8 protein-coding genes are annotated in these 13535 nt (G+C 58.3%); 6 read left to right on the top strand and 2 right to left on the bottom strand.

The genetic code is table 11. From position 1 onward, the window contains the following. Nucleotides 1–31 precede the first annotated feature (31 nt). The gene (locus QUE75_RS16530; protein ID WP_286251863.1) at nt 32–1396 is read right to left on the bottom strand and encodes a KamA family radical SAM protein; all 1365 of its coding nucleotides are present in this window, start codon (nt 1394–1396) and stop codon (nt 32–34) included. A gap of 659 nt (nt 1397–2055) precedes the next feature. Here QUE75_RS16530 and aceE point away from each other — a divergent pair. From aceE to QUE75_RS16510, 4 genes are all read left to right on the top strand, one after another. Then, the gene (gene aceE / locus QUE75_RS16525; RefSeq protein ID WP_106694127.1) at nt 2056–4719 is read left to right on the top strand and encodes a pyruvate dehydrogenase (acetyl-transferring), homodimeric type; all 2664 of its coding nucleotides are present in this window, start codon (nt 2056–2058) and stop codon (nt 4717–4719) included. Nucleotides 4720–4729: 10 nt separating this feature from the next. Further along, a complete protein-coding gene (gene aceF, locus QUE75_RS16520; RefSeq protein ID WP_286251862.1) occupies nt 4730–6379 on the top strand; it encodes a dihydrolipoyllysine-residue acetyltransferase in 1650 nt (549 codons plus the stop codon). 85 nt (nt 6380–6464) lie between these two features. Then, nucleotides 6465–7646, top strand: coding sequence for an acyl-CoA dehydrogenase (locus QUE75_RS16515; protein ID WP_286251861.1), 1182 nt, complete (start codon nt 6465–6467; stop codon nt 7644–7646). 149 nt (nt 7647–7795) lie between these two features. After that, complete coding sequence (locus QUE75_RS16510) at nt 7796–9046, top strand: NADH:flavin oxidoreductase/NADH oxidase family protein (protein ID WP_286251860.1); 1251 nt, start codon at nt 7796–7798, stop codon at nt 9044–9046. Nucleotides 9047–9463: 417 nt separating this feature from the next. On the opposite strand, the gene QUE75_RS16505 is transcribed toward QUE75_RS16510, so the two are convergent. Further along, entirely contained in the window at nt 9464–10588 is a 1125-nt protein-coding gene (locus tag QUE75_RS16505) for a porin (RefSeq protein WP_286251859.1), read from the bottom strand. Between the two features lie 162 nt (nt 10589–10750). Between QUE75_RS16505 and QUE75_RS16500 the strand changes: the two genes are divergently transcribed. Both QUE75_RS16500 and QUE75_RS16495 read left to right on the top strand, forming a co-directional pair. After that, nucleotides 10751–12202: an exonuclease domain-containing protein gene (locus QUE75_RS16500; RefSeq protein WP_286251858.1), complete on the top strand. Its 1452-nt coding sequence runs from the start codon at nt 10751–10753 to the stop codon at nt 12200–12202. A gap of 59 nt (nt 12203–12261) precedes the next feature. Then, complete coding sequence (locus QUE75_RS16495) at nt 12262–13476, top strand: aspartate aminotransferase family protein (RefSeq protein WP_286251857.1); 1215 nt, start codon at nt 12262–12264, stop codon at nt 13474–13476. Nucleotides 13477–13535 lie beyond the last annotated feature (59 nt).

Below are 13535 nucleotides of genomic sequence, written 5' to 3'. Positions count from 1 at the left end.
AGCCCGCCGCAGCGGGCCTGTTGCTAGGGGGCTACGCCTTACCCTGCTTCATCGCTTCAAACTCATCCTCAAAGAAGAACTTCTCCTCCCCGAAGGCGGGCTCCAGCTCATGCAGCCAGGTGGCGGTTTCGCTGTACTTGGCGAAGAACGGGCGCTGCACCCAGTCCGGGTTGCGGCCCTGCAGGAAGCGCAGTACGAACACCTTTTCGCCTTTGATTTCGGTAATGCCCTGAACTTCCACCTTGCCGGGGCCGGCGCTCATGCTGGGGCCGCGGGCGGTGCGGGCCAGGCCGCTGACCTTTTTCATGGCTTCGCGGTAGATGTGGTAGGCCTCGGCCAGGGGCACTTCAAAGTAGTTCTTGGCGCCGGTGTCCCGTTCTACAAACATGTAGTAAGGGATGATGCCCAGCTTCACTTCGCGCTTCCACAGCTTGGCCCAGTCGTCGGCGTTGTCGTTCACGTGTTTGATCAGTGGGCCCTGGGCGCGGATCTCGGCACCGGTGGCACGGATGCGGCGGATGGCTTCTTCCGCGATGTCGGTGGTGATTTCCTGCCAGTGGTTGTAGTGGGCCATGATGGCCACGTGCTTGCCGCCATCAACCAGTTTGGCGAACAGTTCGATCAGCTCGTCCGCATCTTTGTCGGTCACGAAACGGTACGGCCAGAAGGTGAGGGCCTTGGTGCCGATGCGGATGGTCTGGATGTGGTCAAACTCCGGCTGCAGCAGCGGTTCCAGGTATTGAACCAGGTTCTTGGTCTTCATCACCATGGGGTCGCCACCGGTGACTAGCAGGTCGGTTACTTCGGTGTGTTCCTGCAGGTAGCCGTGCAGCTTCTCGGCATCGGTGCTGGCCATTTTCAGGTCTTTGTCGCCCACAAACTGCGCCCAGCGGAAGCAGAAGGTGCAGTAGCTGTGGCAGGTCTGGCCCTGGGACGGGAAGAACAGCACGGTTTCGCGGTACTTGTGCTGCACGCCGTCCAGCACCTCGCCGTCCAGTTCCGGCATGTTCATTTCCATCTGGCCGGCCGGGTGCGGGTTCAGTTCGTCCCGGATAACCTTCGCGGCAGCCTGGATGTCCTTCTTGTCGGCACCCTCGCGGTGCAGCTTCGCCATCTGTTCGTAATGTTCGTCCTTGAGCATACCCTTTTGAGGGAATACGAGCTGATAGATGGGATCGTTCGGTACCTTGTCCCAGTTGATCAGTTCGTTGATCACATATTCGTTGACCCGGAATGGCAGCACGCTGGCCACCACTTTCATTTCGAACAGGGTCTCTTCGGGGAGATTCTGGATCGCCTCAATTTTATCGAGCTGGCGGTCGGTAAAAACCTTGAACCGGCGTTCCTCGAATTCCTGAACCGGGATGCGGTTCGGAAAGGTGACGATGGAGTTCATAGATCGCCCTCTGATTAGGTGCCAAAGATAAAAGGAGGGTTAGCAACCTCCTTCACTGGTTAAAAAACGGGCAGGCAAGTATACATAAATCGAAATTCATTTTCAGGTCTAATTAATAATTCAGTGCTTGTGGGTTGAGTTCATCGTCTAAGTTCGCCGAATGTCGCTAATTTAAGGTGAAATAGTCCGAAAATCTCAGATTTGTTTAAGGTTCAGGTGTTTAGCATGGCGATGCAATTCGTAAGTACCAATGCGCTCATACATTGGTCTGATGCCTGGTTGTGAAAGTCATCGAAACCGGACATTATTGCGTAACTAATCTAAATAAAGCGGCTGTTTTAGCATTTCAAACGGCTGTTTGTTTGTTTTTCTGGCTCATTTTGTAGTAAAAGTACGAAAGTTTTGGCATGCGGCGCGCTCAGTGCCGCCGGTGTCGGGAAGTTCGGGGCCAAAAGCTCCGCCCGCAGCCGGCCCGCGCGGCAGGAAAAATGTGAAAGCTGTTCTATGCTTGAGAGAGGTCAAACGCGCTATTAAGCATTTCTCGCAAGCTGATGTATCCACAATAAAACTGCAGGTTATCGCAGCATTTCAAGTTTGCACCGTGACAGGCTGCTGATCGTGGCCCACGAGGCACCTTTTGAGTCCAAGGGGAGGGTTTGATGTACCAGGATGATGATCCCATTGAAACCAGTGAATGGCTTGATGCGCTGGAATCTCTGATCGAGAACGAAGGCGTTGATCGGGCCAAATACATTCTGGAGCGCCTGTCTGAGCGCGCCAGCCGCGATGGTACCGCGCTGCCATATTCCATCACCACGCCATTCCGCAACAGCATTCCGGTGGCCAAGCAGGCGCAGATGCCGGGCGACCTGTTCATGGAGCGGCGCATCCGCTCACTGATCCGCTGGAACGCCATGGCCATGGTGGTGCGGGCCAACAAGCGCCCGGGCGATCTGGGTGGCCACATTTCCACCTTCTCTTCTGCCGCCACATTGTATGACGTGGGCTTCAACTATTTCTTCCACGGTGGCGACGACAAGCGGGAATCTGACCTGGTGTACTTCCAGGGCCATGCAGCGCCGGGTATCTATGCGCGCTCCTTCCTGGAAGGCCGCTTTAGCGAAGAACAGCTCGACAAGTATCGCGAAGAGGTAGACGGCGAAGGCCTGTCCTCCTACCCGCACCCTTGGCTGATGCCGGATTACTGGCAGTTCCCCACGGTTTCCATGGGCTTGGGGCCGATTCAGGCCATCTACCAGGCCCACGTGATGAAGTACCTGCACAGCCGTGAGCTGACCGATATGGACAACCGCAAGGTTTGGGCGTTCATCGGTGACGGCGAGTGCGATGAGCCGGAAACCCTTGGCTCCATTTCCAAGGCCGGCCGCGAGAACCTGGATAACCTGATCTTCGTGGTTAACTGTAACCTGCAGCGCCTGGACGGCCCGGTGCGTGGTAACGGCAAGATCATCCAGGAACTCGAAGGCGTGTTCCGTGGTGCTGGCTGGAACGTGATCAAAGTCGTATGGGGTCGGCATTGGGACCCGCTCTACGCCAAAGACGAAAACGGCGCCATGCAGCGTGCCATGGATGAAATCTGCGACGGTGACCTGCAGAACTTCAGCTTCAAGGGCCCGGCTTACACCCGAAAGGAATTCTTCGGTCGTTACCCGGAGCTGGCGAAGCTGGTTGAGGACATGTCTGATGAAGAGATCAGCAAACTCAACCGTGGCGGCCATGATCCCTACAAAGTCTATGCCGCTTACCACAAGGCGGTGAACCAGGCCAACGGCAAGCCGACGGTCATTCTGGCTCACACCATCAAAGGCTACGGCTTTGGCGCGGCGGGCGAAGCCCAGAACACCGCGCACTCCCTGAAGAAGCTGGACATCGACACCCTGAAGGAATTCCGGGACCGTTTCGGCGTGCCCCTGAAAGACGACGAGCTGGAAGAGGTGCCTTACTACCGCCCGGCGCCAGACAGCCCGGAACTGGTGTATATGAAAAAGCGCCGCCAAGACCTCGGTGGCTTCTATCCGAAGCGCAACAAGGACTGCCAGCCCCTGCAGATTCCCGACCTGGATATCTTCAAGCAGGTGCTGGAAGGCTCTGATGGCCGTGCCATCTCCACCACCATGGCGTTTGTACGCATTCTGAGCGCCCTGGTGAAAGACAAGCGCATCGGCAAACGCGTGGTGCCCATTGTGCCGGACGAAGCCCGTACCTTTGGTATGGAAGGCATGTTCCGTCAACTCGGTATCTACACCTCCGAAGGCCAGAAGTACGTTCCCCAGGATCGTGACCAGATCATGTACTACCGGGAAGACAAGAAAGGCCAGATCATGCAGGAGGGCATCAACGAAGCCGGTGCCATGGCTACCTGGATGGCCGCTGCCACGTCCTACAGCACCAACAGCTACCCGCTGATTCCGTTCTATGTTTTCTATTCCATGTTCGGCTTCCAGCGTGTGGGCGACCTGGCCTGGGCCTCCGGCGACATGCAGGCCCGCGGCTTCCTGATTGGCGGTACCGCCGGCCGTACCACCCTGAACGGTGAAGGCCTGCAGCACCAGGATGGCCACAGCCACGTACTGGCCAACACCATTCCGAACTGCAAGGCCTACGACCCGGCCTACGGTTACGAAATGGCCGTGGTGATTCGCCACGGTATGAAAGAAATGTTCGAAGACAACAAAAACGTCTTCTACTACCTGACCATCGAAAACGAAAACTACGAACAGCCTGCCATGCCGAAAGACTGCGAAGACGGCATCATCAAGGGCATGTACAAGTATGAATCGGTGGAAACCAAGGGCCGCAAGAAGAGCCCGAGGGTTCAGTTGCTGGGTGCCGGCGCGATCATGAACGAAGTGCGCGAAGCCGCCCAGATGCTGAAAGACGACTGGGGCGTAGCCTCCGACGTGTGGAGTGTCACCAGCTTTAACGAACTGGCCCGCGACGGTCAGCACGTAGAGCGCTGGAACCACCTGCACCCGGACGACAAGCCGCGCCAGGCTTACGTTACCCAGTGTCTGGAGAAGGCCCAGGGGCCGGTGGTGTCTGCCACCGATTACATCAAGCTGCACTCCGAGCAGTTGCGGGCCTTCATCCCGAAAACCTTTATGACCCTGGGCACCGACGGTTTCGGCCGCAGCGACACCCGCGAGAAGCTGCGTAGCTTCTTTGAGGTGGACCGCTACTACATCACCGTCACCGCCCTGTCTGCCCTGGCCAAAGATGGCGAGATCAAGCTTGAACAGGTTCTCGAAGCCATGCGCAAGTACGGAATCGATCGCAACAAAACGAACCCGGTGCTGAGCTAAGGAGACCGCCATGAGTGAACAGGAAATCAAGGTTCCCGATCTCGGCGGTGCTGATGAAGTCGAGGTCATCGAAATCATCGTCAGTGCAGGGGACTCCGTTGAAGAAGAAGATCCGATTCTGACCGTAGAATCCGACAAAGCCTCCGTGGAACTGCCGGCGCCCGCCGCCGGCAAGATCACCAAAATCACCGTGAAGGTGGGTGACAAGGTCAAGGAAGGCGATGTGATCGGCATGATGGAAGGTGGTGCCGGCGGCTCTGACGACGAAGGCAGTGACAAAGCCGACGAGCCCGAGCCGAAGGCAGAAAGTAAAACCGAGGCCAAATCCGAAGACAGCAAACCGGCGCCCAAGAAAAAATCCGGCGGCTCCCGCACCGAAGTGGTGAAGGTTCCGTCGCTGGATGGCTTTGACGACGTGCCGGTGATTGAAATCAACGTGGCGGAAGGCGACACCGTTGGCGAGGATGATCCGCTGGTCACCGTGGAGTCCGACAAGGCCACCATGGAAATTCCGTCGCCCTATGCCGGCAAGATCGGCAAGATTCTGGTGAAGGAAGGTGACAAGCTTTCTGAAGGCGTTGACCTGTTGGAAATGACCATCGAAGAGGATGGTGGCGACGAGGAAGAAACGTCAGATTCCGGTGAAAGCGCCAAGGCCGACAGCCAGGGCAGCAAGCCCGAAGTAAAAGCCGACAAACAGGAAGCCGCGCCCCAGCCCCAGGGTTCCACCTACGAGCCACCGGCGCCGGGCACCAAGGTGCATGCCGGCCCCGCCGTGCGCAAACTGGCGCGGGAACTGGGTGCAGACCTCACACGGGTGAAGGGTTCCGGCCCGAAAAGCCGCATCCTGAAAGACGACGTGCACGCCTATGTGAAGAGCCAGCTTCAGCAGGCCCAGCAGGGCACCGGTGTGGCGACAGGTTCCGGCATTCCGGGCGTGAAGCTGCCGGACTTCAGTCAGTTCGGTGAAGTGGAGCGCGAAGGCATGTCCCGCATGATGGCGGCCACCGCCACCAACATGCAGCGCAGCTGGTTGAACGTACCCCACGTCACCCAGTTTGACGATGCCGACATCACCGAGATGGAAGACTTCCGCAAGGCCCAGAAAGCGGCCGGCGAAAAGCGTGGCGTGAAAATGACCCCGCTGCCGTTCCTGCTCAAAGCCTGCGCCGCCGCGTTGGCGGAACTGCCTCAATTCAACGTGTCCCTGGACATGGAACGCAAAGAGGTGGTGCGCAAGAAGTACATCCACATCGGTATTGCGGTGGACACACCCCATGGCCTGATGGTGCCGGTGATCCGGGACGTTGACCAGAAAGGCCTGTGGGAACTGGCCGCCGAGAGCGCCGAACTGGCCCAGAAGGCGAGGGACAAACAGCTGAAGCCGGCAGAAATGCAGGGCGCCTGTTTTACCATCACCAGCCTGGGTGGCATTGGCGGCACCGCGTTCACGCCCATCGTGAACACACCGGAAGTGGCCATCCTGGGTGTCTCCAAGGCATCCATGAAGCCCGTGTGGGACGGCAAGGCATTCCAGCCACGGCTGATGCTGCCGCTGTCGTTGTCTTACGACCACCGGGCGGTGAACGGGGCGGACGCAGCCCGGTTTACCAACCTGCTGGCGCAGCTGTTGGGGGATATTCGTACCCTGCTGTTGTAATGCATGCCTGCTGCCGCCTCCGTTAGCGATGACGGGGGCGGCAGAAACTGGCAGGATGATGGTTTTCTGGTTCAGGGAAACCGTCATGGCCAACAAACCAAGCTTCAACTGGGAAGACCCCCTGCTGCTCGACCAGCAGCTCTCCGAAGACGAACGCATGGTGCGCGACAGCGCCCGGCAGTTTGCTGAAAAGAAACTCCGCCCCCGTGTGGTGGAGGCTTTCCGTAACGAACACACCGATCCTGCTATCTTCCGCGAAATGGGCGAGAACGGCCTGCTGGGCGCCACCCTGCCGGAGCAGTATGGCGGCAGTGGCCTCAACTATGTGAGTTATGGCCTGATCGCCCGTGAGATCGAGCGTGTGGATTCCGGCTATCGCTCCATGATGAGTGTGCAGTCCTCACTGGTGATGGTGCCCATCTACGAATTCGGTAACGAAGAAACCCGCCAGAAATACCTGCCCAAACTGGCCTCCGGTGAATGGATTGGTTGCTTCGGCCTGACCGAGCCGGACTATGGTTCAGACCCCGGCGCCATAATTACCCGTGCCCGCAAAGTAGACGGCGGCTACCGCCTGACCGGCAGCAAGATGTGGATCACCAACAGCCCGATCGCGGATGTGTTTGTGGTCTGGGCCAAGGACGATGACGACAAGATTCGGGGCTTTGTGCTGGAGAAGGGCTGGCAGGGCCTGAGCGCCCCGGTCATTCACGGCAAGGTGGGCCTGCGGGCGTCGATCACCGGTGAAATCGTGATGGATAACGTCTTCGTGCCGGAAGAAAACGCCTTCCCCGATGTGCGAGGCCTCAAAGGCCCGTTCACCTGCCTGGACTCTGCCCGCTATGGCATTTCCTGGGGTGCCCTCGGTGCCGCCGAAGACTGCTGGCACACCGCTCGCCGGTATGTGCTGGACCGCCAACAATTCGGCCGGCCGCTGGCCGCCAACCAGCTGATCCAGAAAAAGCTGGCCGACATGCAAACGGACATCACCCTGGCCCTGCAGGGCAGCCTGCGCCTGGGTCGGATGAAAGACGAAGGCACAGCGGCGGTGGAGATAACCTCCATCATGAAGCGCAACTCCTGCGGCAAGGCACTGGATGTGGCGCGCCTGGCTCGCGACATGCTCGGTGGCAATGGCATCAGTGACGAATTCGGTGTTGCCCGGCACCTGGTGAACCTGGAAGTGGTGAACACCTATGAGGGTACCCACGATGTGCACGCGCTGATTCTGGGCCGGGCCCAGACTGGCATCCAGGCCTTTTTCTGAGCGCGGTAGCACGCCATAAACGGGGCCATTGCCGGTAAGGCATGGTCCCGCTATTCCGCTGAAAGGCTGTCTCCTCGGCCAATGTCTGACGGGTGGCAGCCATCCACTATCAGCCCCATGAACATCCAGAACAATGACATGAGGCTCCCATGAACCCCGCAAAACTGCTCTCCACCCCGCTTAAGCTGCGAAACGGCTCTGTTATCCCCAACCGATTTGCCAAGTCCGCCATGAGCGAGACCCTGGGCACCATTGATAACCATCCCACCAAAGAGTTGGCAACCCTGTATCGTGCGTGGGCAGAGGGCGGCACCGGGCTGTCGATCACGGGTAACGTGATGATCGACCGCCGGCACATCGGGGAGCCACAGAACGTGGTTCTCGAGGATGAAAGCGATCTCGAGCTTCTGACCGCCTGGGCCAAGGCCGGGCAACAGGGAGGCAAGCAGATCTGGATGCAGCTGAACCATCCCGGCAAGCAAAGCCCCAAAATGCTGAACAAAGACCCTGTCTCGCCCAGTGCGATTCCGTTCAAAAAAGAACTCCGCAGCATGTTTGCCACACCCCGCGCCCTGACCGGCCCGGAAATAGAAGACATCATCCAGCGCTTTGCCCGCAGTGCTGCCGTTGCCCAGAAGGCAGGCTTCGATGGCGTGCAGATTCACGGCGCCCACGGCTACCTGGTGAGCCAGTTCCTGTCGCCCCACCACAACCAGCGCACAGACGAGTGGGGCGGCTCTGCCGAGAAACGCCGCCGCTTTGTGCTGGCGGTGTACCGGGCTATCCGGAAAGCCTGCGGTGAAGCGTTCAATATCGGCATCAAACTGAACTCCGCAGACTTCCAGCGCGGCGGTTTTACCGAGGACGAATCGCTGGCGGTGATCAAGGCACTCGTCGCAGAGGGGATTGATCTGGTGGAAATCTCCGGCGGTAACTACGAGAACCCGGCAATGGCAAAAGGCGCGGAAGACGGCGAAGTAAAAGCCAGCACCCTGGCGCGGGAGGCTTACTTCCTGGAATTCGCAGAGAAAGTGCGTGAGCTGACCGACGTACCGCTGATGGTGACCGGTGGCTTCCGTACCGAAACCGGCATGGCCCAGGCCATCGCCTCCGGTGCTACCGACCTGGTGGGCCTCGCCCGGCCGTTAGTGGTTGAGCCGGATCTGCCGAATAGGATTATGGCCGGCAATCAGGTCACCAGCGCCGTGAAACCCATTAAAACCGGTATCCGCCTCATCGACGATATGGCCCTGATGGAAGTGAGCTGGTACACACGGCAGATCGGCCGCATTGCCCGTGGCAAGGCACCGAAACAGCACGACAGGGGGATTCTGTCGTTAATGGAAGTGCTGGGTGTGATGACCACCCGGGGTGTGCGAACCCGATTACGGGCTGGCTAATAGAGTTCCTCAGCAGCAGGTCAGGGCCTTGGCCGCTGGCCTGCTGCTGGTTTGATCAGTTAGCAAAGAACATCCAATCGAAATAGTCGTGCAGATCCTGCATGGCAATGGCTTCAGAAGGCTGGGTAAGCTCGAACAGAACAGACTGGTCTTGGGCTATTTTCATGGTGTCACCTCATGGGGTTGCGACAGTAGAGGCCGGGCAGCGTTGCGGAGGCCGGCTTTGCAATCAGAACATTGCATCAGTCGTGCCAAAGGTGCGGAAACGGCTAACTTGTTGAGTTTTCAGGGTTGGTGTGAAGCGCAATTCGGGGCAAGTGAGCGCAGTGATTCATGGCGGTGCAAACTGCACCAACCTGAAACGAAAAACCCCGGCCGAAGCCGGGGTAATTCTGAGTTAACTTCTAACAGGAAGGGTTAGAAGTTGTACTGCGCAGCGAACAGGATGCGGTTAGCATCGCCGTCTGAACCGTCCACGTTTTCACGCTTCAGGAACTGGTACTCAACGCCCATCATGACGTTTTTGACCGGTGTCCACTGGTAGTTGGCCATAACGGCCTGGTTTTTCTCGCTTTCACCGCCAACGCCAACGCCATCGTCAACGGCATCGTCCCAGTCAACCTCAACATAGCCGTAGCCTATGTTGATGCTGCGGCCGCCGCCCAGGTTGATGCCGGCACCAACGGAGCCGCCGTAGCCTGAGATGGTTTCAACGCTGCCACTGCCATCAACGTAGGCGCTGGCGGCACCGAAGTTTTCGCCAGAGCGGTACAGGTAGCTGTTGGCACCGTCGGTGTAGGTCAGCGTACCCTGCAGGGTGATCATGTCGGTCAGAGCCATCTTGGCGGCAACGAAAGTGGCGAAGCCAAAGGCGTCGTCATCTGTGGCGCCGGTGTCATAACCTACCTGGTGGGCAAGTAATGCAGCACTGTAGGACAGGCCTCCCTGCGATTCTTCAAAGCGCGCGGTGATGGCCGGCATACCGTCTTTTTCGTTGGTATTGTTCTGAATGCTACTTTGCGGCTGCTCCAAAGAGAATGACAGCGGACCAGTGGTATAGCGAGCCTGAGCCACACGGCCTTGCAGGCCGGCCAAACCCGGCAGAGAGTCAAAATCCAGAGTTGATGTATTGCCGACGAAGCTGTTGAAGTTAGACCAGGTTTGGCCCATCAACACGCCATTGTATTCACCAAACGCGTGGCGCAGGCGCAGGTTACCCGGGCGGAAGTCACCCTCAACGGTAACGCTTACACCTTCCGGTGATACGGTTTTGAAACCGAGGCGGCTTTGAACTGCGTCAGCACCGAAGTGGCCATCGGCACCACTGGTGCCGCTTGTGTTGATGTCCGCATACGACCCGGAACGGGTAGAAAGCGCAACATCCTCATCAATATCGTAGCTGGCATTCATACGAGCGTAACCGTAAACGCTTACGTCGTAATCACCCGCACTGAAGCTAACAGCACTTGCCTGGCCAGCTACGCCAAACACAGCCACTGCCGCCGTTGCACGGATTGCCATTCTTAACTTATTGCTTTGCATCGTTGTTGTCTCCACACGTTTATTGTTGTTGGACCCAAAAACAAGGTAGTTACGAATCTGTGACATTTCAAACATAATTGTTGGTTATTTAGACGAATGTCTATAACTCGTTGGTGCGGCAATGCTGGCATCCGGCCCTGCCAAATGGTCGTAATACCTCAGATGACAAAGAAACCTGCGCTTCTCAGTAACGAAACATTTGCTTTCCTTGATATCGAAACCACCGGCGGCAATCCGCAGCGGGACAGGATTACCGAGATCGGTATCCGGTTTTGGCGGGCCGGTGACGTGGTGGGGGAATGGCAAACCCTGCTGAACCCGGAAACGCGGATCTCCGGCTTTATCGAGCGCCTGACCGGTATCAGCAACGAGCTGGTGGCGGACGCTCCGTTATTCTCAGAGATTGCCGATGAGCTGGAAGAACAGTTGGCCGGCACGATCTTTGTAGCTCACAACGCTCGTTTTGATTACGGCTTCATTAAGTCTGAGTTCCGTAAGCTGGGGCGAGCATTCAGCGCCCGGGTGTTGTGCACGGTCAGGCTGTCCCGGGCGCTCTATCCGGAACACAGCCGCCACAATATGGATGCCCTGATCAACCGCCACAACCTGCCGCAGGTGGAGCGCCATCGGGCCATGGGCGACGTTTCCGCCATGCTGGCGTTCTTCGAGCACACTCTGGTTGAGCATGACACTGACACAGTGAGCCAGGCCATCCAGAGACTGCTTCAACGCCAGAGTACGCCTTCTAACGTGCCGCCAGAGATCTTCGCGGAGTTGCCGCAGGGGCCGGGTGTTTATCGGTTTTATGGTGACAATGATGCGCTGCTGTACGTGGGCAAAAGCACCAACATTGCCCAGCGGGTGGCGTCGCATTTTTCCGGCGATCACCAGTCTCCCCGGGGATTGCGCATGTCAGAAAGCCTGCGCCGGGTGGAGTACACCGAAACCGCCGGTGAGCTGGGCGCCCTGTTGCTGGAACTGAAACAGATCAAAAGCCTGAACCCGCTCTACAACCGCCGCTCCCGAGCTGCCAAGAACCTGGTCAGCATCGCACTGACAACCAATAAAGAAGGCTATCTGCAGGCCGAACTGGTGCGAAAAGTGGTGCCGGACCAGCTCGGGGATTACTTCGGATTGTTCCGCAGCAAGCGCGATGCGCTGGGCGCCATTCGCGGAATTGCCGGCAAGAACGACCTGTGCGGCAAACTGCTCGGGTTGGAACCCGCCGCTGCCGGCCCATGCTTCCAGCGCAGCCTGGGCCGATGCAAAGGCGCCTGCGAGGGTGCAGAAGACAGCACCCGATACAACCTGAGAATGCAGATCGCCTTCCACAGCCTGCGCCTGAAAACCTGGCCCTGGCCCGGCCCCGTCGCTCTGGTGGAAGATAACCGCGACACAGACCGCACCGATATTCTGGTTGTCTACAACTGGGTGCACATCGCCACCCTGCGCAGTGAGGAGGAACTGAACGACTTTGAACCGGGGTCTGACCCCGTCACCTTTGATCTCGACTCCTACAAACTGCTGGTCAAAGCCCTGCTGGGCCGCGATAAAAAGCTGTATCGAATCATCGAACTACCACCTTTGACGCAACCGGCTGTTCTTATGCCGTGAGTGGCGTATTATGGGGGCATCCACCCTGTCACTTAGCAATGAGTCACTGAGAGAGATCCATGAACAGAGAACCTGTCTCCCGCGAACTGTTTGATGAAGTAATGGTGCCCAACTACGCCCCCGGTAACATCATCCCGGTGCGAGGCGAGGGCTCCCGCGTGTGGGACCAGGAAGGGCGAGAGTTTGTGGACCTGCAGGGCGGCATTGCCGTCACCAGCCTCGGCCATTGCCACCCGGGCCTGGTGGGCGTGTTGCAGGAACAGGCCGAAAAAATCTGGCACCTGTCCAACGTCATGACCAACGAACCCGCGTTACGCCTGGCCAAAACCCTGTGCGACCAGACCTTCGCAGAACGGGTATTCTTCGCCAACTCCGGCGCCGAAGCCAACGAAGCCGCCTTCAAACTGGCCCGTCGCTACGCCTGGGAACACTACGGCCCGGAGAAAAACGAAATCATCTCCTTCACCAACTCCTTCCACGGCCGCACCCTGTTCACCGTCAGCGTCGGTGGCCAGCCGAAATACCTGGAAGGCTTCGAACCGGCCCCGGGCGGCATCCACCACGCCGAATTCAACAACCTGGATTCCGTGAAAGCGCTGGTCTCCAAAGAAAAAACCTGTGCCATCGTTGTTGAGCCCATCCAGGGCGAAGGCGGCGTAATGCCCGCAGACCCTGAATTCCTCAAAGGCCTGCGCCAGCTCTGCGACGACAACAACGCCCTGCTGGTGTTCGATGAAGTACAAAGCGGCGTCGGCAGAACCGGCCACCTCTACGCCTACGAAATGTACAACGTAGTGCCCGACATCCTCACCAGCGCCAAAGGCCTGGGCGGCGGCTTCCCGGTAGCCGCCATGCTCACCACCGCCGAAGCCGCCAAAAGCCTCGGTGTAGGCACCCACGGCAGCACCTACGGCGGCAACGCCCTGGCCTGCGCCGTCGCCCAGAAAGTAATCGACACCGTCAGCCAGCCGGAAATCCTCAAAGGCGTCAAAGCCCGCTCTGACAAACTGCGCAAAGGCATGATGGACATTGGCGAACGCTACGGCGTGTTTTCCGAAGTGCGCGGCGCTGGTCTACTCTTGGGATGTGTGCTGACCGAGAAGTGGCAGGGCAAAGCCAAAGACTTCCTCAACGCCGGCTTGGATGAGGGCGTGATGGTACTGATCGCCGGCGCTAACGTGGTTCGTTTGGCGCCCTCGCTGATTATTCCTGAATCGGACATTGATGAAGCGCTGGAGCGTTTTGAGGCGGCCGTAAAAAAACTGACGGCATAACAGGACGGCATAGCCCGAAGCAGGGGGCGGGCTGTTCACTCCTTCCGGGAATCTTGGAG

This window comes from Marinobacter shengliensis (genome assembly GCF_030297115.1).
Taxonomy (GTDB): domain Bacteria; phylum Pseudomonadota; class Gammaproteobacteria; order Pseudomonadales; family Oleiphilaceae; genus Marinobacter; species Marinobacter shengliensis.
The sequence above is the reverse complement of the archived record's forward strand: the minus strand, read 5'-3'. Positions and strand labels throughout refer to the sequence as shown.